Below are 20,980 nucleotides of genomic sequence, written 5' to 3'. Positions count from 1 at the left end.
GGTCGGCGCGTCCATCACCTCCGGCGCCGCCATCTGCGAGATCAAGGACTGACCCCACCCCAGGTCCCGTCCCCACGCCCGGCGTACCGCCCCGGTCCGCCGGGCGTGGCGTTTGCGCCGTCCCGTCCGGAGAACGGGCGGGCCGCACACGGCCGCATGCTCCGGGCGGATGAACCAGCGGCCCGCCCGGTACGGGGCCGGTGACCGAGGGAACGATTCCCCGTCGGTTCGGCGAGGCGCCGGACCGGTCACGGTCACCGGCTGCCGGTCACCGGTTGCCAGGGGCCGACCGGGTCCCGGGGCCCCGTCGGCGCTAACGGCGGCGCAGGTCGGCGACGCGGCCTCGGTCCGTTGTTGCCGGTTCGCCCAGTCCTGCGGCGGAGCGGAGGGCGGAAGAGCCCGGTACGTGGCCCCTGCGCGGTCCCGGCAGGGGAGCGCGGCGGCCCGCCGGGACCTGGTCACCCCCCGGGTTCCCGCTCGCCCCCGTGACGGCGATCTGCACGCCCTGGTCGGCGAGCGCCTGCAACTCCGTGGCGGCACGGTCGTCGTGGGGCGGCGGCTCGTCGGTGACGAGCCGGGTGATGAGGTCCGTCGGCACGGTCTGGAACATGGTGTCCGTGCCGAGCTTGGTGTGGTCGGCGAGGACCACGACCTCCGCGGCGGCCTGGACGAGGGCCCGGTCGACGGATGCCGAGAGCATGTTGGAGGTGGACAGGCCGCGCTCGGCCGTCAGACCGCTTCCGGAGAGGAACGCCTTCGACACGCGCAGACCCTGGAGGGACTGTTCCGCGCCGGAGCCGACGAGGGCGTAGTTGGAGCCGCGCAGGGTGCCGCCGGTCATCACGACCTCCACCCGGTTGGCATGGGCCAACGCCTGGGCGACCAGGAGGGAGTTGGTGACGACCGTCAGGCCCGGCACACGCGCGAGCCGACGGGCCAGCTCCTGCGTGGTCGTACCGGCCCCGACCACGATCGCCTCGCCTTCTTCGACGAGGCCCGCGGCGAGGTCGGCGATGGCCGTCTTCTCGGCGGTCGCGAGATGGGATTTCTGCGGAAAGCCGGACTCTCGCGTGAACCCGCCCGGCAGTACCGCACCGCCGTGCCGGCGGTCGAGGAGTCCTTCTGCCTCCAGTGCCCGCACGTCCCGCCGTACGGTCACTTCGGAGGTCTGGACGACGCGGGCGAGCTCACGGAGCGACACGGCACCGTTCGCTCGCACCATTTCAAGGATCAATTGGCGACGTTCAGCAGCGAACACGAAACTGACAGTAACCCCAGCGACCGTCTGCTTTCAGCAGTTTGCGCCGAATAGCAGAAGTTGTTCGCATGGCAGGGCGGGAAGTGGTATAGCACCCGCCCGCCCCGACTATGCCGACCGCATGCGCCACAACACCCCCTGACCAGGGGGAAGTCGACAGCGACCGTCAGGCCTCCGCGCTCGCCTTGCGCGTGTGCAGCTGCCGGGCGACCTCCGCGATCGACCCCGAAAGGGAGGGGTACACCGTGAACGCGTTCGCGATCTGTTCGACCGTCAGATTGTTGTCGACGGCGATCGAGATGGGGTGGATCAGTTCCGAGGCGCGCGGAGCCACCACCACACCGCCCACGACGATCCCGGTGCCCGGCCGGCAGAAGATCTTCACGAAGCCGTCCCGGATGCCCTGCATCTTGGCGCGCGGGTTGCGCAGCAGCGGGAGCTTGACGACCCGCGCGTCGATCTTGCCCGCGTCCACGTCCGCCTGGGTGTAGCCGACGGTGGCGATCTCGGGGTCGGTGAAGACGTTGGACGACACCGTCTTCAGGTTCAGCGGGGCCACCGCGTCGCCCAGGAAGTGGTACATCGCGATACGTCCCTGCATGGCGGCGACGGACGCGAGAGCGAAGACCCCGGTCACGTCACCGGCCGCGTAGACGCCGGGAGCGGTCGTCCGGGACACCTTGTCCGTCCAGATGTGACCCGACTCGCGCAGCTTGACGCCGGCCTCCTCCAGACCGAGGCCCGCGCTGTTCGGGATGGCGCCGACGGCCATCAGGCAGTGCGTGCCGCTGATGACCCGGCCGTCGGCCAGCGTCACCTCGACCCGGTCGCCGACGCGTTTGGCGGACTGCGCGCGGGAGCGGGCCATGACGTTCATGCCACGGCGCCGGAAGACGTCCTCCAGGACGGCGGCGGCGTCCGGGTCCTCACCCGGCAGCACGCGGTCGCGGGACGACACCAGCGTGACCTTCGACCCCAGGGCCTGGTACGCGCCGGCGAACTCGGCACCGGTCACGCCCGACCCGACCACGATGAGCTCTTCCGGCAGCTCGGTGAGGTCGTAGACCTGGGTCCAGTTCAGGATGCGCTCGCCGTCGGGCCGGGCGTCGGGCAGCTCGCGCGGATGACCGCCGGTGGCGATGAGGACGGCGTCGGCGGTGAGCGTCTCCTCGGTGCCGTCGGCGGCGGTGACGACGACCTTCCGGGACCCGTCCAGCGCCTGCATGCCGTCCAGCCGGCCGCGCCCGCGCATGACCCGGGCCCCGGCACGGGTGACGGAGGCGGTGATGTCGTGGGACTGGGCGAGGGCCAGCCGCTTCACCCGGCGGTTGACCTTCCCGAGGTCCACGCCGACCACCCGGGCCGCCTGCTCCAGCGGCGGGGTGTCGTCGGCGACGATGATGCCGAGCTCTTCGTACGACGAATCGAAGGTCGTCATGACCTCGGCCGTAGCGATAAGGGTCTTCGACGGCACGCAGTCGGTCAGCACCGACGCTCCGCCCAGACCGTCGCAGTCGACGACGGTCACCTCCGCGCCGAGCTGAGCGGCCACCAGCGCCGCTTCGTATCCGCCGGGTCCGCCACCGATGATCACGATCCGAGTCACGTACTCCATTGTCCCGCACGCTTCAAGGTGCTACTGCCCGGGGGCGCCACCGGGTCGCTCCCGGGGCGCCCGGGGCGCGCGGGGCGCCTGCCGTACCCTCTCCCCATGTCGCTCTATGCCGCGTACGCCGGCAACCTCGACGCGCGCCTGATGTCCCGCCGCGCCCCGCACTCCCCGCTGCGCGCCACCGGCTGGCTGAACGGCTGGCGGCTGACCTTCGGCGGCGAGCAGCTCGGCTGGGAGGGCGCGCTGGCGACGATCGTCGAGGACCCGTTGGCCGAGGTCTTCGTCGGCCTGTACGACATCGCACCCATGGACGAGGAGTCGCTCGACCGGTGGGAGGGCGTGGGCCTCGACATCTACCGTCGGGTACGCGTGCGCGTGCACACCCTGGACGGTGAGGAGACGGCCTGGGCGTACGTCCTCAACGCGTACGAGGGCGGGCTGCCGTCGGCACGCTACCTGGGCGAGATCGCCGACGCGGCGGAGTCGGCGGGGGCTCCGCACGACTATGTGATGGAGCTCCGCAAGCGCCCCTGCTGATCCTCCGCGCATCCTCTGTGCCGCGCTTTGCTCCGATTCTTCCGGCCGCTTGTGGAAACCGACAAGACAACGAAGGCAAACCCGTGGGCTCTGTCATCTACGCGCGTAGGCGAAGACCGGCTACCCTCATCGGCGTGAACGCATCTCTTCTTCCGGACGACATCCAGGGCGACCCCTACGCGGCCGCCGACGCCGCCGCCGCGCGCCTGCGCGCCCTCACGGGCGCCGAGACCCACGACGTCGCCCTCGTGATGGGCTCCGGCTGGGCTCCGGCCGTCGACGCCCTCGGGGCACCCGACGCCGAGTTCCAGGTCACCGAGCTGCCCGGCTTCCCGCCGCCGGCCGTCGAGGGCCACGGCGGCAAGATCCGCTCGTACTCCTTCGGTGACAAGCGGGCCCTGGTCTTCCTGGGCCGCACCCACTACTACGAGGGCCGTGGCGTGGCCGCGGTGGCGCACGGCGTCCGTACGGCCGTCGCGGCCGGCTGCAAGACCATCGTGCTGACCAACGGCTGCGGCGGTCTGCGCGAGGGCATGCGGCCCGGCCAGCCGGTGCTGATCAGCGACCACATCAACCTGACGGCGACGTCCCCGATCGTCGGCGCGAACTTCGTCGACCTGACGGACCTGTACTCGCCGCGCCTGCGCGCCCTGTGCAAGGAGATCGACCCCACGCTGGAGGAGGGCGTCTACGCCCAGTTCCCCGGCCCGCACTACGAGACCCCGGCCGAGATCCGCATGGCCCGCGTCATCGGCGCGGACCTGGTCGGCATGTCCACGGTCCTGGAGGCCATCGCCGCCCGCGAGGCCGGCGCCGAGGTGCTCGGCATCTCCCTGGTCACCAACCTGGCCGCGGGCATGACCGGCGAACCCCTCAACCACGAGGAGGTCCTCCAGGCCGGCCGCGACTCGGCAGCCCGCATGGGCGAACTGCTGGCACGGGTACTGGGCAGGATCTGACGAGACGCTGCGCTCGGCTTCGACCGGCCCGACGCGCCGACCGGGTCGCGACGGGACGGCGTGCTCGGCTCCGGACAGGCCACCGGGCTCGGCTTCGCAGCGGAGCGCGGGGCTTGGCTCCGGGCGGGCATAAGGCTTGGCTCTGGGCGGGCATAGGGCTCGGCTTTGAGCGGAGTGCCGGGCTTGCTCTGGGAGGGCGAGGGGCTCGGCTCCGGCCGGGGCGGTCTGCCGGCCGGCTTCGGGCGGAGCGCCGGGCCCGGCTGAGAGCAGAGCCGCTGGGCTCGGCTTCGGCGGCGGTGGTGCTGCGGGCGGCTCTCAGGAGTGCGGCTGGCGGCTGCCGGCGGCCCGGGGCAGGCGCGGTACCGCGAGCGGCCAGGGGCGGCCCGCCGTGCGGCCGTCGGCTCACGGCGGGCGCGGTACCGCACGCGGCCGTGCGCGGTGCGTGGCCCCGAGCGGCGCGAGATGCGGCAAGCTCCCTTCCATGCCGCGCCCGGCTCCCAGGGGGTCGCAGGCAGGGTGGGGGCCGGGGGCGGAGCCCCCAGTTGGACCAGGCAAACACAGGAGAGGTTGATCCCAAGGTGCACGACGATCTCATCGCCCGGGCAAAGGCCTGGCTCGCCGAGGACCCGGACCAGGAGACCCGCGACGAACTGGCCGAGCTGATCGACGCCGGTGCCGTCGAGGAACTGTCGGCCCGCTTCTCCGGCACACTCCAGTTCGGCACCGCCGGCCTGCGGGGCGAGCTGGGCGCCGGCCCGATGCGCATGAACCGCAGCGTCGTCATCCGCGCCGCCGCCGGGCTCGCCGCGTACCTGAAGAAGAACGGCCACCCCGGTGGACTGGTCGTCATCGGCTACGACGCCCGCCACAAGTCCGCCGACTTCGCCCGGGACACCGCCGCCGTGATGACCGGCGCCGGCCTGCGCGCGGCCGTACTCCCCCGCCCCCTCCCCACCCCGGTCCTGGCCTTCGCCATACGGCACCTCGGCGCGGTCGCGGGCGTCGAGGTCACCGCCAGCCACAACCCGCCCCGGGACAACGGCTACAAGGTCTACCTCGGCGACGGCTCCCAGATCGTCCCGCCCGCCGACGCGGAGATCGCCGCCGAGATCGACGCGATCGCCTCCCTGCACGACGTACCCCGGCCGGACAGCGGCTGGGAGACCCTGGACGAGTCGGTCCTGGACGCCTACCTCGCCCGCACGGACGCCGTACTGGACCCCGCCTCCCCCCGTACCGCCCGCACGGTCTACACCGCGATGCACGGCGTCGGCCGGGACGTCCTGCTGGCCGCCTTCGCCCGCGCCGGCTTCCCCGAGCCGGTGCTGGTCGCCGAGCAGGCCGACCCGGACCCGGACTTCCCGACGGTCGCCTTCCCGAACCCGGAGGAGCCGGGCGCGATGGACCTGGCGTTCGCGCGGGCCCGCGCCACCGACCCGGACCTGGTGATCGCCAACGACCCCGACGCGGACCGCTGCGCGGTGGCCGTGAAGGACGCCGGCGACTGGCGGATGCTGCGCGGCGACGAGGTCGGCGCCCTGCTCGCCGCCCACCTGGTCCGCCGTGGCGCCCAGGGCACCTTCGCCGAGTCGATCGTCTCCTCCTCCCTGCTCGGACGCATCGCCGAGAAGGCGGGGCTGCCGTACGAGGAGACCCTGACCGGCTTCAAGTGGATCGCCCGCGTCGACGGCCTGCGCTACGGCTACGAGGAGGCCCTCGGCTACTGCGTGGACCCGGAGGGCGTGCGCGACAAGGACGGCATCACCGCCGCGCTGCTGATCACCGAGCTGGCGTCCGTGCTGAAGGAGGAGGGCCGTACCCTCCTCGACCTGCTCGACGACCTCGCGGTGGAGCACGGCCTGCACGCCACCGATCAGCTCTCGGTCCGCGTGCAGGACCTGTCGCTGATCGCGGACGCGATGCGCCGGCTGCGCGAGCAGCCGCCGGCCGGGCTGGCGGGCCTGCCCGTCGTCCGGGCCGAGGACCTGGCCCGGGGCACGGAGAAGCTGCCGCCCACGGACGGCCTGCGCTACACCCTCGACGGCGCCCGGGTCATCGTCCGCCCCAGCGGCACCGAACCGAAGCTGAAGTGCTACCTGGAGGTCGTCGTACCGGTCTCCGCGCACGCCGACCTGCCGGCCGCCCGCGCCCGCGCGACGGAGCTGCTGACGGCCGTGAAGCGCGACCTGTCGGCGGCCGCCGGCATCTGAGGTTCCGGGAGCCCTGCTGTCCGTCCTCACGACAGCGACGACAGCAGGGCCTGTGTCCTCACGGCAGCCGCCGCCTGTCCTCCGCCGTCCTCACCACAGGAACAGCGGGACCGCCGCCGTCACCACAGGAGCAGCAGGGCCGCCGTCCAGCCGGCCGCGAGCACCAGTGCCAGGGGCCACAGCGGCCGGCCCCGCCGGTCTGCGTCGGCGGGTACGGACGGGCGCAGCGACGGGTCGCGCCACAGGGCGGTGATCTCACTCGCGGTCCGCTCGTGCGGATGCACGAGGCCGAACCGGCGCTCCAGCCACGGCCAGCGGGGAGCGGCCGCCGACCAGGGCGTGAAGGAGGCCCGCCGGCTGTCCACCTTCAGCTCGGTGCTCGTGCACGTGACGGTCCTGATCTCGTCCCACGGCAGATGCCGGGGGCCGCGCAGCCCGTTGAACCACAGCCCCTCGCTGTCGGCCGTGATCCGCCAGGCGAGCCAGTGGGGCAGCCACAGCGCCCCGGCGAAACCGGCGAGGGCGCCGAGCACACCACGCCACCCGCCGGTCGCGCCCCAGAAGAAGCCACTGCCCCACAGCACGAGCAGCAGCGCGCAGAGCCGGTGCAGCAGCCCCGCACGCCACTGCCGTATGCCCGCCGGGGCCGCACCGTCCGCCTTCCCCGCGACCGCTTCCCCGGCCGACCGGCTCAGCTCCGCGTACGCCGTCCGCCGGGCCGCCCGGCGCCTCTCCGCGGCCGTCAGCCGCCGTACCGACGCCTCGGACAGTGGCCGTACGGGCCCCGACGACCGTTCCACCACGGGTGGCGCGTCCGCCTTCTCGGCGGCCGTGACCAGCAGGATCTCGGCGCCGTCGCAGGGCACGCCGTACAGCACGGCCTCCCGCAGCGGTCCCGGCCCCTCCCGGTCGATCCGCTCCAGGAACTCCTCCAGCTCCTCCTCGTCGTCCGTGCTGTCCGCGTCGTCCTCGTCGCCGGGCTCCGCGTCCCGGACCTCCGTGACGGCGACCCGGAACAGGGGACGCGTGCCAGCCGTGTCGCCGGCGGCGAAGACCTCGGTGTCTCCGTCGGCGCCCTCCCGTACGAGCACCCGCAGCACGGGCGCCGCCGCCGCGCGCAGCACGGTGGCCCGGCGCCGGCCCAGCAGCCCGGAGACGAGCGCGGTCAGGCCCTGGCCCGCCACCAGCCAGGCGAGTGCCGGCAGCGCCCGCGCCCCCTCGCCCGCGTCCGGGCCGTGGGCGGGCAGGACGGCGGCGGCACCGAGCCCGAGCGCGAGCAGGACGGCTCCGCACCCCATGAGGAGCAGGCCGCGGGGCAGTGACCGGCCGGCGTCCGGCAGCGGAGCGGTGGTGCCGCCGGCCGCGTACCGGACCCGCCCCCGCTGTCTGCGCCGCATCACCAGCCGCAGCGCGGCCACCGCCCAGACCGACGCCAGGACGAGCACGGCGACCGGCCACAGCCTCCCGGGCCGCAGCACGGCCAGCAGCACAGCCAGCACGGGGGCCGACACCGGCACGATCTCCGGGCGCACGCACAGCCACAGCCCGTGCAGCGCCAGCAGGGCCGCCGCCCAGGGGCGCCACCCGGCGGGCAGCGCCAGCAGCCCGGTGATTCCCGCGGTGGCGGCGGACGCGGCCACCAGGTGCCCGGCCCGGGTGGGCAGCGGCACCCAGCACGGTGGCAGCGCGTCGAGCCAGCGGCGGGGGTGCTCACCGCTCCAGGACGTGCAGCCGGCGGGCACGCTCGCGGCGGGCAGCGGCAGCGGCCGTCCGGGATGCGTACTCATGGGAGTCCAGACACTCGACAGCGGCGAACGGTTGGTCCCGGTCGCAGGGCCGGCACGACGCCCGCCCGGGGCCCACACGGCCACACCGGGCACCCCGGCCGGCGAGCCACCCGGCCGGGCACGTCACACGGGAGTACCACCCTCAGCACACGGGGAGACGACGACCTGCTCACCGACGACTCCCGGCTCCGGCAGGTACGACCCTCAACACACGGGGCGGCAGAAGCCTCCCGGGGCCCCTCAGCCCACAGCCAGCAGGATCGCCAGCAGCACCGCTCCGGCGACCGCGGGCGCGGCCACCTCGTAGGCCCAGCGCACGGTGATCTCGCCCTGCGCCGACTCGGCCTGCCCGCGCCGCTCCAGCATGTCCCCCAGCTCGGCCATGATCTGGTCGGTCTGCGCCCGGGTCGGCCCCGCGTCCGGGCCGCGCACGCCGAACCCGCCGAAGCCGCCCGGTGCGAGCGCCCCGCCCCGGCTGCCCGGCGCCCCGCCCCGGGCCGCGTCCGCCGCCGCCCGTTGCTGCCGGCGGAGCGCCTTCTTGCGGGCCCGCAGCGAGACGGGGATCGCCCACAGCTGGTACTTGGTGCCGGACTTGGCGAGGACCTCGTTGGAGTAGCCGGAGCGCAGGCCGGAGACCTCGCCCCAGGGCAGGGTGATCACCCGGAACGGGTTGCGGACGCGCAGCCGGTCCTCGCCCGCGAACACCGCCGGGCGGAGCGTGAAGGCGAGGACGAGCGGCACGATCAGGATCATCCCGGCCAGCGCCAGCCACGGGGTCCGGCCGTGGCCCTTGAACAGGGCGTCGAAGCCCAGCCAGAGGACGACCAGGAGCAGGAGCGTGCCGCCCGCCAGTCCGAGGGGGGAGCGGTAGACGCGGTCCTTGGCGACGGGCGCCGGCGGCTGTGACGCGGGTGACGGATGGTCCGGGGTGGTCATGGCCCCGATTCTGCACGACGCCGTCGGTGGTGCGGCCACGCGCCCGGGAACCGGCGCTCATCCGTGATGTCGGCCTCGGTGACGAGCACGGGGGTGTACAGCCGCTACGCGCGTAGATATGCTCGTCTGGTGACCATGCCCACTACCGCACCCACAGCTCACGCTCTCGCTGACGTCACCGCGTCCGACAGCACGCTGCGCCGCTTCCTCCACGGGCTGCCAGGCGTCGACGCGGTCGGCCTGGAGGCGCGCGCCGCGTCCCTCGGCACCCGTTCCATCAAGACCACCGCGAAGGCGTACGCCATCGACCTCGCCATCTCGATGGTCGACCTGACGACGCTGGAAGGCGCGGACACCCCGGGCAAGGTCCGGGCGCTCGGCGTCAAGGCGGTCCACCCCGATCCCACGGACCGCACGACGCCGACGACGGCCGCGGTCTGCGTCTACCCCGACATGGTGGCCGTCGCCAAGGAGGCCGTCGCCGGTTCCGGCGTCAAGGTCGCCTCGGTGGCCACCGCCTTCCCGGCCGGCCGTGCCGCGCTCGACGTGAAGCTGGCCGACGTCCGTGAGGCCGTCGCCGCCGGCGCCGACGAGATCGACATGGTCATCGACCGGGGCGCGTTCCTCGCCGGCAAGTACCTGAAGGTGTACGACGAGATCGTCGCCGTGAAGGAGGCCTGCGGGACGAGCGCCCGGCTGAAGGTCATCTTCGAGACCGGCGAGCTGTCGACGTACGACAACATCCGCCGTGCCTCCTGGCTCGGCATGCTGGCCGGCGCCGACTTCATCAAGACGTCGACGGGCAAGGTCGCCGTCAACGCCACGCCCGCGAACACCCTCCTGATGCTGGAGGCGGTCCGCGACTTCCGGGCCCAGACCGGCGTCCAGGTCGGCGTGAAGCCGGCCGGCGGCATCCGCACCAGCAAGGACGCGATCAAGTTCCTGGTCCTGGTCAACGAGACCGCGGGCGAGGACTGGCTGGACAACCACTGGTTCCGCTTCGGCGCCTCCTCGCTCCTGAACGACCTGCTGATGCAGCGCCAGAAGCTGGCCACCGGCCGCTACTCCGGTCCCGACTACGTGACGGTGGACTGATCCCCCATGGCATTCGAGTACGCACCCGCCCCCGAGTCCCGCGCGATCGTCGACATCGCGCCCTCCTACGGCCTGTTCATCGACGGCGAGTTCACCGAGGCGGCCGACGGCAAGGTCTTCAAGACGGTCTCCCCGTCGACCGAGGAGGTCCTCGCCGAGGTCGCCCGGGCCGGTTCCGAGGACGTCGACCGTGCCGTCAGGGCCGCCCGCAAGGCGTTCGAGAAGTGGTCCGCGCTGCCCGGTTCCGAGCGCGCCAAGTACCTGTTCCGCATCGCGCGGATCATCCAGGAGCGCAGCCGTGAGCTGGCGGTCCTGGAGACGCTGGACAACGGCAAGCCGATCAGGGAGACCCGCGACGCGGACCTCCCGCTGGTCGCCGCGCACTTCTTCTACTACGCGGGCTGGGCCGACAAGCTCGGCCACGCCGGCTTCGGCCCGGACCCCAAGCCGCTGGGCGTGGCCGGCCAGGTCATCCCGTGGAACTTCCCGCTGCTGATGCTGGCCTGGAAGATCGCCCCGGCCCTCGCGACCGGCAACACGGTCGTCCTGAAGCCCGCCGAGACCACCCCGCTGTCCGCCCTGTTCTTCGCGGACGTCTGCCGCCAGGCCGGCCTGCCCAAGGGTGTCGTCAACATCCTCCCGGGCTACGGCGACGCGGGCGCCGCGCTGGTCGCGCACCCCGACGTGAACAAGGTCGCCTTCACCGGCTCCACGGCCGTCGGCAAGGAGATCGCCCGCACGGTCGCCGGCACCCGCAAGAAGCTCACCCTCGAACTGGGCGGCAAGGGTGCGAACATCGTCTTCGACGACGCGCCGATCGACCAGGCCGTCGAGGGCATCGTCAACGGCATCTTCTTCAACCAGGGCCAGGTCTGCTGCGCGGGCTCCCGCCTCCTGGTCCAGGAGTCGATCCAGGACGAGCTGCTGGACTCCCTCAAGCGCCGCCTGTCCACGCTCCGCCTCGGCGACCCGCTGGACAAGAACACCGACATCGGCGCGATCAACTCCGCCGAACAGCTCGCCCGGATCACCGCGCTGGCCGAGCAGGGGGAGGCGGAGGGCGCCGAGCGCTGGTCGCCGGCCTGCGAACTGCCCTCGTCCGGCTACTGGTTCGCCCCGACGCTGTTCACGAACGTCACCCAGGCGCACACCATCGCCCGCGACGAGATCTTCGGCCCGGTGCTGTCGGTCCTCACCTTCCGCACGCCCGACGAGGCCGTCGCCAAGGCCAACAACACCCAGTACGGCCTCTCGGCCGGCATCTGGACCGAGAAGGGCTCGCGCATCCTGGCCGTCGCGAACAAGCTGCGTGCCGGTGTCGTCTGGTCCAACACGTTCAACAAGTTCGACCCGACCTCGCCGTTCGGCGGCTACAAGGAGTCGGGCTTCGGCCGCGAGGGCGGCCGCCACGGCCTGGAGGCGTACCTCGATGTCTGACCGACTCAGTGTGTTCAAGACCTACAAGCTGTACGTCGGCGGGAAGTTCCCGCGTTCCGAGAGCGGCCGGGTGTACGAGGTGCAGGACTCGAAGGGCAACTGGCTGGCCAACGCTCCGCTGTCCTCCCGCAAGGACGCCCGTGACGCGGTGGTCGCGGCGCGCAAGGCGTTCGGCGGCTGGTCCGGCGCGACCGCCTACAACCGCGGCCAGGTCCTCTACCGCGTCGCGGAGATGCTGGAGGGCCGCAAGGAGCAGTTCGTCCGGGAGGTCGCGGACGCGGAGGGCCTGTCGAAGTCGAAGGCGGCGGCCGTCGTGGACGCGACGATCGACCGCTGGGTCTGGTACGCGGGCTGGACCGACAAGATCGCCCAGGTGATCGGCGGCGCCAACCCGGTCGCGGGCCCGTACTTCAACCTCTCCTCCCCGGAGCCGACCGGCGTGGTCGCCGTCCTGGCCCCGCAGGAGTCGTCCTTCCTCGGCCTGGTGTCGGTCGTGGCCCCGGTGATCGCCACCGGCAACACGGCGGTCGTGATCGCCTCCGAGAAGGCCCCGCTGCCGGCCCTGTCCCTCGGCGAGGTGCTGGCCACCTCCGACGTCCCGGGCGGTGTCGTGAACGTCCTGTCCGGCCGTACGGCGGAGATCGCGGCGCCGCTGGCCGCGCACCAGGACGTCAACGCGATCGACCTCGCGGGTGCGGGCGAGGACCTGGCGAAGGAGCTGGAGATCGCGGCGGCCGACAATCTCAAGCGGGTACTGCGTCCACAGCCTGTGGACTACTCCGAGACGCCGGGGATCGAGCGGATGACGGCGTTCCTGGAGACCAAGACGGTGTGGCACCCGACGGGGGCGCTGGGCGCGGCGGGGTCTTCCTACTGACGGGTCCGCTGGGGAACCGCTGCGGTTCGCCGGCCGCGGGTTCGCAGCGGCATGTCGCGCCCGCGCGGCGGAGTCACATCGGACTCCGCCGCGCGGGCCTTCGAAGGCGCCCTCAGTGGTCCAGGGCTCCGAGGGCCTCGCCCGCCACCGGAATGCTCCCCAGCGACTCGGCCTCCGCGACCGGTCGCGTCAGCATCTGGGAGCCGACCGGCTTGAAGTCGGCCAACTGCGTGCCCACGCCGTTGTCGAGCGGGTCCACGCCCGTGCCCGCGAGCGGGTTGGGCTTGAGACCCGCGACCGGGCCGGTCACGTAACCCACCGTGCCGGTCAGGGCGCGCGCTCCCGTCTGGGGGTCGACGTTGCCGAGGTTCAAGGGGCGGTGGTTGAGGCCCACGCCGGGGATCGAGTCGGCGGACGCCGTCGCCGCCCCCGCGCCCAGGGCCGCTCCGGCGGTCGCGAGGACGATCAGGGCGCGCTGCGCGGCGGAGTGCTGGGGGGAGGTGTGTCGGGCCATCGCTGGTGCCACCTTCTGGTGCGCAGGGTAAGGATGTCGACACGTAGGGTAGTTGAGGCGAGACTCACGCTCAAAAGCCGACCCGCGGGGTCGGCAGGGCGCCCCCCATGCGTCAAACTGGTGTTCCGTGAGCCTTCATCCCCCGTCCCCCGCCCGTGTCGTGCTGCTGTGCGGCCCCTCGGGCTCGGGCAAGTCACTCGTCGCCGCCCGTTCCGGGCTCCCCGTGCTGCGCCTGGACGACTTCTACAAGGAGGGTGACGATCCGACTCTGCCCCTGGTGGAGGGGAGTTCGGACATCGACTGGGACCACCCGGAGTCGTGGGACGCGGACGTCGCGGTCGAGGCCATCGCCCGGCTGTGCGCCACCGGGTCGACGCCGGTGCCGGTGTACGACATCTCGCTGAGCGCCCGGACCGGCGAGGAGACGCTGCACATCGGCCGTACCCCGCTGTTCATCGCGGAGGGCATCTTCGCCGCCGAGATCGTCGAGCGCTGCCGGGAACGGGGCCTGCTCGCGGACGCGCTGTGCCTGTCCCGGGGGTCGGTCACCACCTTCCGGCGGCGCTTCCTGCGCGATCTGAAGGAGGGCCGCAAGTCGGTGCCGTTCCTGCTGCGCCGCGGCTGGCGGCTGATGCGCGCGGAGCGGTCGATCGTCGCCCGCCAGGTGTCGCTCGGCGCGCATCCCTGCGACCGCGACGAGGCGCTGGGCCGGCTCGCGGCAGCGGCAGCGGACAGGCAGGTACGGCAGCGCACGGCGGCGTAACGCTCCACCCCCGTACGCACGGAGAACGGGGCTGGTAGGCCCCCCCGGCCCACCAGCCCCGTTCCCTTCGCTCCCCCGCTTTCCCCCGTGCTCCCCCGAAGGTCCACCCCCCAGTGGCCCCCCGCTTTCCCCCGTTTCCCCCGTCGTCCCCCCGGACCTCAGGCGACCAGTTCGCCGAAGGCGTCCTCCTCGTCACGGCCGAAGCTGAGGACCTCGTCCTCGCGCAGCCGGCGCAGCGAGCGCCAGATGCTGGACTTCACCGTGCCGACACTGATGCCGAGGATGTCCGCGATCTCCGGGTCCGTGCGGCCCTCGTAGTAGCGCAGGACCAGCATGGTGCGCTGGAGTTCGGGCAGCCGGGCCAGCGCCTGCCACAGGACCGCGCGCAGCTCGGTGCCGCGCATCGCGTCCGTGTCGGAGGGCGTCTCCGGCAGTTCCTCGGTCGGGTACTCGTTGAGCTTGCGGCGCCGCCAGGCGCTGATGTGCAGGTTGGTCATGGTACGGCGGAGGTATCCGCCGACCGCGGCCTTGTCGCTGATCCGGTCCCACGCCCGGTACGTCGAGAACAGCGCGCTCTGCAACAGGTCCTCGGCCTCGAAGCGGTCACCGGTCAGGTGGTAGGCGGTGGCGTACAGGGAGGCGCGGCGCTCCTGGACGTAGGCGGTGAACTCCGCCTCCGTCAGCGAACGGCGCTCCCCCGAGCCCTCCCTGTACGCGGCTCCCCCGTGAGCTTCCCCCCGTGCGTCGACCACCGCCATGTACGCGGTGTGCTGACGCCCGGTGCCGCGAGCGCACCCCCGCCCGCTCACGGCACCGGACTTCTCGTTGCCCCGGTTCGCGTTCACGTCGTGCAGACGCGTGACCACTGCGCTGGTGCTGATGCTGTGCAGCGTGTTCATCTCGCGCTCCCCGTCGTGGACTTCCGGTGACTCCGTCTTGCCCGGGCTGGTTCCGGCCGGCGGCCTTGCCCGTGCCCAAAAGACTGCCGGGGTGACTTCATGGCCATGTCTGCCGACTGTCACAGACCTGTCACAGGGCTCCCGCCCAGGCGGGTCACACACCGCGCACAGCCGGTGGCGCTACGGATGACCTGGTCCCGGCAGGTCGTACGGCGACCCCTCCATGGGCCAGAATGAGCCCGTGCCTTCCCTGTTGCTGATCGAGGACGACGACGCCATCCGTACGGCCCTGGAGCTCTCCCTGACGCGCCAGGGACACCGGGTGGCCACCGCTGCCAGCGGCGAGGACGGTCTGAAGCTGCTGCGCGAGCAGCGGCCGGACCTCATCGTGCTGGACGTGATGCTGCCCGGCATCGACGGGTTCGAGGTGTGCCGGCGCATCCGGCGCACGGACCAGCTGCCGATCATCCTGCTGACCGCGCGCAGCGACGACATCGACGTCGTGGTCGGACTGGAGTCCGGCGCCGACGACTATGTCGTCAAGCCGGTGCAGGGGCGGGTGCTGGACGCCCGGATCCGGGCCGTGCTGCGGCGCGGGGAGCGCGAGTCCAGCGACTCGGCGACCTTCGGCAACCTCGTCATCGACCGGTCGGCGATGACTGTCACGAAGAACGGCGAGGACCTCCAGCTGACCCCGACCGAGCTGCGGCTGCTGCTGGAGCTGAGCCGCCGGCCCGGTCAGGCGCTGTCCCGGCAGCAGCTGCTGCGGCTGGTGTGGGAGCACGACTACCTCGGCGACTCCCGCCTGGTCGACGCGTGTGTGCAGCGGCTGCGCGCGAAGGTGGAGGACGTGCCGTCGTCGCCGACGCTCATCCGTACCGTCCGTGGTGTCGGCTACCGCCTGGACGCCCCTCAGTGACCGATACGCAAGGGGGGCTGCGCGGCTGGGCCGCGGGGCGCAAGGGAAGTCTGTCGCGACTCAGGTTCACCAGCCTCAGGCTGCGCCTGGTCGTCGTCTTCGGGCTGGTGGCCCTCACGGCCGCCGTGTCGGCGTCCGGCATCGCCTACTGGCTCAACCGGGAGGCCGTGCTCACCCGCGCCCAGGACGCGGTGCTGCGCGACTTCCGGCAGGAGATGCAGAACCGCGCGGGCGCGCTGCCGGAACACCCGACGCAGGACCAGGTGCAGCGCGCGGCCGGCCAGATGGCCGCCAGCAGCCAGCACTTCAGCGTGCTCCTGGTCGCCCAGGACGCCGACGGCAAGACCGTGTACGGCAACTCGGGCGGCATCAACGGCTTCTCACTGGAGGACGTGCCCCCGTCCCTGCGGGCCGCCGTGACCAAACGGCAGCGGATCACCGACTCCAACAAGGAGCCGTACCACCTGTACTGGCAGCGGGTCGTGGACCACGGCACGCCCTACCTGGTGGCCGGTACGCGCGTGATCGGCGGTGGTCCGACCGGCTACATGGCGAAGTCTTTGGAGCCGGAGGCGAAGGACCTCAACTCGCTGGCCTGGTCGCTGGGCATCGCCACCGGGCTCGCGCTGATCGGCGCCGCACTGCTCGCGCAGGCCGCCGCCACGACCGTGCTGAAGCCCGTGCACCGGCTGGGCGTGGCCGCGCGACGGCTCGGCGAGGGCAGGCTGGACACCCGGTTGCGGGTGTCCGGCACCGACGAACTCGCCGATCTGTCCCGCACGTTCAACAACGCGGCCGAGGCGCTGGAGCAGCGGGTCGCCGAGATGGCCGCGCGGGACGATGCCTCGCGCCGGTTCGTCGCCGACATGAGCCATGAGCTGCGGACGCCCCTCACCGCCATCACCGCCGTCACGGAGGTGCTGGAGGAGGAACTGGAGGCGGAGACCGGCAGCATGGACCCGATGATCGAGCCCGCCGTCCGGCTGGTGGTCAGTGAGACCCGGCGGCTGAACGACCTCGTCGAGAACCTGATGGAGGTCACCCGCTTCGACGCCGGCACCGCCCGGCTGGTCCTGGACGACGTCGACGTCGCCGACCAGATCACCGCGTGCATCGACGCCCGCGCCTGGCTGGACGCCGTCGAGCTGGACGCCGAGCGCGGCATCCACGCCCGGCTGGACCCACGCCGCCTGGACGTCATCCTCGCCAACCTGATCGGCAACGCGCTCAAGCACGGCGGGTCGCCTGTGCGGGTGTCGGTCCGGGAGGCGGACGACTCGGTCGAGATCCAGGTCCGCGACCACGGGCCCGGCATCCCCGAGGACGTCCTCCCGCACGTCTTCGACCGCTTCTACAAGGCGAGCGCCTCCCGGCCGCGCTCCGAGGGCAGCGGGCTCGGCCTGTCCATCGCCCTGGAGAACGCCCACATCCACGGCGGCGAGATCACCGCCGCCAACTCGCCGGACGGCGGCGCGGTGTTCACGCTCCGGCTGCCCCGGGACGCCTCCCGGCTCGCCGAGGAGGACGGCGGGGACACCAAGGCAGGCGAGACCGGCCGCGACAGCTCGGGGAAGGAGGGGTCATGACCGTACGACGCCTGCTGGCGCTGCCCCTCCTGGGCGTGCTGCTCACCGGCTGCGGCATCCGGGCCACGGAGGTGCCGACCGACTTCGGGCCGGCGCCGTCCCGGGTGCCGTGCTCGCTGTCCGGGCCCGACGCGTCCGCGCAGTCCGCGCGCGGGGTGCCGGTGCAGGTGTTCCTGCTGTGCGGGGCGTCCCTGGTGGCCGTCGACCGGACCGTGCGGGTCCCGGAGGGCACCCCGGACGCCCGGCGGCGGGTGATCGTCGCGCAGGGACTGCTGGACCAGCTGGCCACGTCGCCGTCCGCCGCGGAGCGCTCCGCGGGCTATACGACGTACGTGCCGGGCGGCCTCCGGGTGAGCGGGCCCGGCCCGAAGGACCCCGAGGACACGCTCCGGCTGGGCACGGGGCCGTCGCGGCTCACCTCCTACGCCCTGGCCCAGCTGGTGTGCACCCTGTCCGACTCGGCGGCGACGGAGGACGACGGCTCGGTCATCCTGGCCGGCCCCGCCCCGGACCCCCTCCGCCGCTACGCCTGCACGGACGAGGTCCGCGACCACCCGGGCACCACACAGCCGCCGTCGAGCGGGGTACCGGACGCGTAGCGCTGCGCTGGGCCGGAGCGGCGTGACGGTCGACCTTCGCCGGGAGGCGTCGTGGTGGGGCGTGGCGGTCAGTCTTGGCGGGGGGCGGCGTAACCGTTGCCCTGCGCAGTGGCGAGGGGAGCGGGTTCCCGCCGTGGGGCCTGCGTCCGTCGCCCGGCTGCGGATCCGTCGTGGCCGCTCGCGCAGTTCCCCGCGCCCCTTCGGGCGCTCCCGACGTGGCGGTACCGGGGAAGTGAGCCGGCACCGCCGGCCGGCCACCGCACGCACCGTACAAGCCGAAACGTTTCCATGGCGGAACCAATCGGCCCCGCCCCCGCGTCTAGGGGGTCGTGCAGCGTCAAGGCTCCATCGGCGGCAGCGCCGCGATCCGCATCCGTGTGACGGGAGGTGTCCTCCTCGTCGCACATCTCGCCCTCGTCGCCTGGCTGATGCTGCGCCCCCTGGACGTCCCCTGGGTGATGCCCCCGAACCTGCGCCCGTTGGCCGGCATCCGGGCCGACCTGGCGCTGGGGTGGCCCCAGGCGGTCAGACCCCTCGGTGAGGGACTCGCGCTGCTCGCCCCGCTGGGCGTGCTGCTCCCGATGGCGCACGGCAGGCTCACCGTCTCCCCGGTCGCGTCCCTGCTCCGTACGGCCGCGGCCGGCGCCCTCCTCTCCCTCGGCATCGCCCTGCTGCAGACCGGTGTGCCGGGCAGGGTCGTGGACGTCGACTCGCTGCTGCTGAACACGGCGGGGGTCGTCCTGGCCCACCTGGCCGTCGTACCGGCGGCCCGCGCCCGGCTGCGACGCCGGGACACCCGGGAACCCGGCACCCCCGAACCGGCGCTCTCCGTCCAGGAGGAGCTGTCTCAGGGCCGTACCCCGACGATTCCCAGGGTCGGTATCGCCCCTTAGAGTGATGCTTCGTCCGCTTCGTCTCCGTACCGTTGAAGTCAGTTGAAGGGTCCCGGACCGGGGACCCGCCACCGGCTCGCGAGCGAGCCGACGACCACGGAGGAGCCGACATGACCGCCCTTTCCCGCCCCACCCACGGCCGCGTGATCGGCGGAGTCTGCGCCGGACTGGCCCGGCGCTTCGGCACCTCGGCCACGACGATGCGGGTGATCTTCCTGGTGTCCTGCCTGCTGCCGGGTCCGCAGTTCCTGCTCTACATAGCGCTGTGGCTGCTGCTCCCGTCCGAGGACAAGGCCCGCACCGCCTGGTGAGCCCGGGCGCGGGCATGCCACAGGGGCGCGTCCGGATACACCGGAGCGCCCCGCGCGCGTCGGACGGAAGCCGGCTCAGCCGACCGGGATGCCGTTGATCGGCACGCCGTGCGTGGGCAGGCCCCGCACCGGCAGTCCGCCGAGCAGACCGGCGACCGGCTTGGTCGGCCCCTTGGCGAGGACGCTGTCGACGACAGGCCGCGCGGTGGCCGCGCCCTTGCCGGCGGTCGGCAGAGCCGCGGCGGCACCCCGCTTGGCCACGGGCTTCACCGTCTTCACGGCGCCGCTGTCCGGCAGCGCCTCGATGACCTGCTCGGGCGGCAGCATCTTGGTGACGGTGTTCAGCGTCTGGCCGGCGTCCGGGCTGACCGGGGCCGCGTCGGCCGCGCCCGCACCGGCGGCGGCGAAAGCGGCGCCGAGGGCGGCGACACCGAGGGTCTTGGCAGCAGACTGCTTCATGGGGAATGCGTCCTTGCATGCGGAGACGGGAGATCACGAACGATCTGAGCGGTCCACGACCGTAAACACCCCCGGCCATCCGCCGCAAACACCGAAATGCGGACGCCGTGTGGAACCGCGCCCGCATTCCGGTCCGGGAAGGACCCGGCCGCTATGCCTCAGAACCGGCAGAACCGCTGGTGGACGCGGTCTGACGGAACAGCCATTCGGATTTCAGCTCGGCGTATCCGGGCTTGATGACGTCATTGATCATCGCGAGTCGTTCATCGAAAGGAATGAACGCTGATTTCATCGCATTGACGGAGAACCACTGGATGTCGTCGAGCGTGTAACCGAACGCCTCGACGAGGTGCTCGAATTCCCGGCTCATCGTGGTGTGCGACATCAGCCGGTTGTCGGTGTTCACGGTGGCCCGGAAGTGCAGTCGGCGCAGCAGCCCGATGGGGTGCTCCGCGTAGGAGGGCGCGGCGCCCGTCTGGAGGTTGGAGCTGGGGCACAGCTCCAGCGGGATCCGCTTGTCCCGCACGTAGGAGGCGAGCCGGCCCAGCTTCACCGAGCCGTCCTCGCGGACCTCGATGTCGTCGATGATCCGCACTCCGTGTCCGAGCCGGTCGGCACCGCACCACTGGAGCGCCTGCCAGATGGACGGCAGCCCGAAGGCCTCGCCGGCGTGGATGGTGAAGTGGTTGTTCTCGCGCTTGAGGTATTCGAAGGCGTCCAGGTGCCGGGTGGGCGGGTAGCCGGCCTCGGCACCGGCGATGTCGAAGCCGACCACGCCCGAGTCACGGTGGCGGTTGGCGAGTTCGGCGATCTCCAGGGAGCGGGCCGCGTGCCGCATGGCGGTCAGCAGGGCGCCGACCCGGATGCGGTGGCCGTTCTCGCGGGCGAGCCGCTCCCCCTGCCGGAACCCCTCGTTGACGGCTTCGACGACCTCCTCCAGGGACAGGCCCCGGTCGAGGTGCTGCTCGGGCGCGTAGCGCACCTCGGCGTAGACGACCCCGTCCTCGGCGAGGTCCTCGGCGCACTCGCGGGCGACCCGGACCAGGGCCTCCTTGGTCTGGAGCACGCCGACGGTGTGCCGGAAGGTCTCCAGGTACCGTTCCAGCGAGCCGGAGTCGGCGGCCTCCTGGAACCAGATGCCCAGCTTGTCCGGGTCGGTCTCGGGAAGGTCGGCGTACCCGGTCTCCCGGGCGAGGTCTACGACGGTGCCCGGGCGGAGCCCGCCGTCGAGATGATCGTGCAGCAGTACCTTGGGCGCCCGGCGGATCTGGTCCGCGGTGGGGGCGTTCCCGGTCGGTGCGGTCTGGCTCGTCATTTCCGCACTCTAAC

At 72.7% G+C, this 20,980-nt stretch carries 20 protein-coding genes; 12 read left to right on the top strand and 8 right to left on the bottom strand.

What is annotated here, in order from left to right; genetic code table 11:
* Positions 1 to 313 precede the first annotated feature (313 nt).
* Both C3492_RS33050 and C3492_RS33045 read right to left on the bottom strand, forming a co-directional pair.
* Entirely contained in the window at positions 314 to 1,258 is a 945-nt protein-coding gene (locus C3492_RS33050; RefSeq protein ID WP_103816329.1) for a DeoR/GlpR family DNA-binding transcription regulator, read from the bottom strand.
* A 166-nt stretch (positions 1,259 to 1,424) separates the two neighbouring features.
* A complete protein-coding gene (locus C3492_RS33045; protein ID WP_030659166.1) occupies positions 1,425 to 2,873 on the bottom strand; it encodes an NAD(P)H-quinone dehydrogenase in 1,449 nt (482 codons plus the stop codon).
* A 96-nt stretch (positions 2,874 to 2,969) separates the two neighbouring features.
* On the opposite strand from C3492_RS33045, the gene C3492_RS33040 reads away from it, so the two are divergent.
* From C3492_RS33040 to C3492_RS33030, 3 genes are all read left to right on the top strand, one after another.
* Entirely contained in the window at positions 2,970 to 3,407 is a 438-nt protein-coding gene (locus C3492_RS33040; RefSeq protein ID WP_103816328.1) for a gamma-glutamylcyclotransferase, read from the top strand.
* Positions 3,408 to 3,541: 134 nt separating this feature from the next.
* Positions 3,542 to 4,366, top strand: coding sequence for a purine-nucleoside phosphorylase (locus tag C3492_RS33035; RefSeq protein ID WP_014674592.1), 825 nt, complete (start codon positions 3,542 to 3,544; stop codon positions 4,364 to 4,366).
* A 578-nt stretch (positions 4,367 to 4,944) separates the two neighbouring features.
* Positions 4,945 to 6,576: a phospho-sugar mutase gene (locus tag C3492_RS33030; RefSeq protein ID WP_103816327.1), complete on the top strand. Its 1,632-nt coding sequence runs from the start codon at positions 4,945 to 4,947 to the stop codon at positions 6,574 to 6,576.
* A 119-nt stretch (positions 6,577 to 6,695) separates the two neighbouring features.
* Here C3492_RS33030 and C3492_RS33025 read toward each other — a convergent pair whose 3' ends face one another.
* Together C3492_RS33025 and C3492_RS33020 are read right to left on the bottom strand one after the other, a co-directional pair.
* Positions 6,696 to 8,363 (bottom strand): hypothetical protein, encoded by a 1,668-nt coding sequence (locus tag C3492_RS33025; RefSeq protein WP_103816326.1) that lies wholly within the window; start codon positions 8,361 to 8,363, stop codon positions 6,696 to 6,698.
* Between the two features lie 240 nt (positions 8,364 to 8,603).
* Positions 8,604 to 9,299: a PH domain-containing protein gene (locus C3492_RS33020; protein WP_103816325.1), complete on the bottom strand. Its 696-nt coding sequence runs from the start codon at positions 9,297 to 9,299 to the stop codon at positions 8,604 to 8,606.
* Positions 9,300 to 9,434: 135 nt separating this feature from the next.
* Here C3492_RS33020 and deoC point away from each other — a divergent pair, with 135 nt between their 5' ends.
* The 3 genes from deoC to C3492_RS33005 are packed head-to-tail and all read left to right on the top strand — an operon-like array spanning position 9,435 to position 12,708.
* Positions 9,435 to 10,394 (top strand): deoxyribose-phosphate aldolase, encoded by a 960-nt coding sequence (gene deoC / locus C3492_RS33015; RefSeq protein ID WP_103816324.1) that lies wholly within the window; start codon positions 9,435 to 9,437, stop codon positions 10,392 to 10,394.
* A 6-nt stretch (positions 10,395 to 10,400) separates the two neighbouring features.
* On the top strand, positions 10,401 to 11,831 hold the full coding sequence (locus C3492_RS33010) for an aldehyde dehydrogenase family protein (protein ID WP_103816323.1): 1,431 nt from the start codon (positions 10,401 to 10,403) through the stop codon (positions 11,829 to 11,831).
* A complete protein-coding gene (locus C3492_RS33005; RefSeq protein ID WP_103816322.1) occupies positions 11,824 to 12,708 on the top strand; it encodes an aldehyde dehydrogenase family protein in 885 nt (294 codons plus the stop codon). The genes C3492_RS33010 and C3492_RS33005 overlap by 8 nt, the downstream gene beginning before the upstream one ends.
* Before the next feature lie 112 nt (positions 12,709 to 12,820).
* Here the strand turns inward: C3492_RS33005 and C3492_RS33000 are convergent, their stop codons facing one another.
* The gene (locus C3492_RS33000) at positions 12,821 to 13,222 is read right to left on the bottom strand and encodes a hypothetical protein (RefSeq protein WP_103816321.1); all 402 of its coding nucleotides are present in this window, start codon (positions 13,220 to 13,222) and stop codon (positions 12,821 to 12,823) included.
* A 160-nt stretch (positions 13,223 to 13,382) separates the two neighbouring features.
* On the opposite strand from C3492_RS33000, the gene C3492_RS32995 reads away from it, so the two are divergent.
* Positions 13,383 to 13,985 carry a uridine kinase gene (locus C3492_RS32995; RefSeq protein WP_103816320.1) on the top strand — a complete coding sequence of 201 codons (603 nt, stop codon included), beginning with the start codon at positions 13,383 to 13,385 and terminating at the stop codon, positions 13,983 to 13,985.
* 158 nt (positions 13,986 to 14,143) lie between these two features.
* Here the strand turns inward: C3492_RS32995 and C3492_RS32990 are convergent, their stop codons facing one another.
* Positions 14,144 to 14,884, bottom strand: coding sequence for a SigE family RNA polymerase sigma factor (locus tag C3492_RS32990; RefSeq protein ID WP_103816319.1), 741 nt, complete (start codon positions 14,882 to 14,884; stop codon positions 14,144 to 14,146).
* Between the two features lie 241 nt (positions 14,885 to 15,125).
* Between C3492_RS32990 and afsQ1 the strand changes: the two genes are divergently transcribed.
* The 5 genes from afsQ1 to C3492_RS32965 all read left to right on the top strand — a co-directional run bounded on the left by afsQ1 (position 15,126) and on the right by C3492_RS32965 (position 19,192).
* On the top strand, positions 15,126 to 15,803 hold the full coding sequence (gene afsQ1 / locus C3492_RS32985; RefSeq protein ID WP_106980762.1) for a two-component system response regulator AfsQ1: 678 nt from the start codon (positions 15,126 to 15,128) through the stop codon (positions 15,801 to 15,803).
* Positions 15,800 to 17,389, top strand: a complete 1,590-nt coding sequence (locus tag C3492_RS32980; protein ID WP_181140677.1) for a HAMP domain-containing sensor histidine kinase — start codon at positions 15,800 to 15,802, stop codon at positions 17,387 to 17,389. Before afsQ1 ends, C3492_RS32980 begins: the two co-directional genes overlap by 4 nt.
* Positions 17,386 to 17,988 (top strand): hypothetical protein, encoded by a 603-nt coding sequence (locus C3492_RS32975; RefSeq protein WP_103816318.1) that lies wholly within the window; start codon positions 17,386 to 17,388, stop codon positions 17,986 to 17,988. The genes C3492_RS32980 and C3492_RS32975 overlap by 4 nt, the downstream gene beginning before the upstream one ends.
* 329 nt (positions 17,989 to 18,317) lie before the next feature.
* Positions 18,318 to 18,881, top strand: coding sequence for a VanZ family protein (locus C3492_RS32970; protein ID WP_103816317.1), 564 nt, complete (start codon positions 18,318 to 18,320; stop codon positions 18,879 to 18,881).
* 110 nt (positions 18,882 to 18,991) lie between these two features.
* Positions 18,992 to 19,192: a PspC domain-containing protein gene (locus tag C3492_RS32965; protein WP_014674578.1), complete on the top strand. Its 201-nt coding sequence runs from the start codon at positions 18,992 to 18,994 to the stop codon at positions 19,190 to 19,192.
* 75 nt (positions 19,193 to 19,267) lie between these two features.
* Here C3492_RS32965 and C3492_RS32960 read toward each other — a convergent pair whose 3' ends face one another.
* A complete protein-coding gene (locus C3492_RS32960; RefSeq protein WP_103816316.1) occupies positions 19,268 to 19,651 on the bottom strand; it encodes an ATP-binding protein in 384 nt (127 codons plus the stop codon).
* A 151-nt stretch (positions 19,652 to 19,802) separates the two neighbouring features.
* Complete coding sequence (locus C3492_RS32955; protein WP_103816315.1) at positions 19,803 to 20,966, bottom strand: adenosine deaminase; 1,164 nt, start codon at positions 20,964 to 20,966, stop codon at positions 19,803 to 19,805.
* Positions 20,967 to 20,980: the final 14 nt, after the last annotated feature.

The organism is Streptomyces sp. Ru62, from assembly GCF_002920615.1.
GTDB lineage: Bacteria > Actinomycetota > Actinomycetes > Streptomycetales > Streptomycetaceae > Streptomyces.
Note: the sequence above shows the minus strand (reverse complement) of the source record. Positions and strands in the feature narration are given on the sequence as shown.

Excerpts from the sequence above, each read along its gene's own strand:
- C3492_RS32965 (WP_014674578.1), top strand. The coding sequence starts at position 18,992 with ATGACCGCCCTTTCCCGCCCCACCCACGGCCGCGTGATCGGCGGAGTC.
- deoC (WP_103816324.1), top strand. The coding sequence starts at position 9,435 with ATGCCCACTACCGCACCCACAGCTCACGCTCTCGCTGACGTCACCGCG.
- C3492_RS32975 (WP_103816318.1), top strand. The coding sequence starts at position 17,386 with ATGACCGTACGACGCCTGCTGGCGCTGCCCCTCCTGGGCGTGCTGCTC.
- C3492_RS33005 (WP_103816322.1), top strand. The coding sequence starts at position 11,824 with ATGTCTGACCGACTCAGTGTGTTCAAGACCTACAAGCTGTACGTCGGC.
- C3492_RS33025 (WP_103816326.1), bottom strand. The coding sequence starts at position 8,363 with ATGAGTACGCATCCCGGACGGCCGCTGCCGCTGCCCGCCGCGAGCGTG.
- C3492_RS33000 (WP_103816321.1), bottom strand. The coding sequence starts at position 13,222 with ATGGCCCGACACACCTCCCCCCAGCACTCCGCCGCGCAGCGCGCCCTG.
- C3492_RS32960 (WP_103816316.1), bottom strand. The coding sequence starts at position 19,651 with ATGAAGCAGTCTGCTGCCAAGACCCTCGGTGTCGCCGCCCTCGGCGCC.
- C3492_RS33010 (WP_103816323.1), top strand. The coding sequence starts at position 10,401 with ATGGCATTCGAGTACGCACCCGCCCCCGAGTCCCGCGCGATCGTCGAC.
- C3492_RS33020 (WP_103816325.1), bottom strand. The coding sequence starts at position 9,299 with ATGACCACCCCGGACCATCCGTCACCCGCGTCACAGCCGCCGGCGCCC.
- C3492_RS33045 (WP_030659166.1), bottom strand. The coding sequence starts at position 2,873 with ATGGAGTACGTGACTCGGATCGTGATCATCGGTGGCGGACCCGGCGGA.
- C3492_RS32990 (WP_103816319.1), bottom strand. The coding sequence starts at position 14,884 with ATGAACACGCTGCACAGCATCAGCACCAGCGCAGTGGTCACGCGTCTG.
- C3492_RS32955 (WP_103816315.1), bottom strand. The coding sequence starts at position 20,966 with ATGACGAGCCAGACCGCACCGACCGGGAACGCCCCCACCGCGGACCAG.
- C3492_RS33040 (WP_103816328.1), top strand. The coding sequence starts at position 2,970 with ATGTCGCTCTATGCCGCGTACGCCGGCAACCTCGACGCGCGCCTGATG.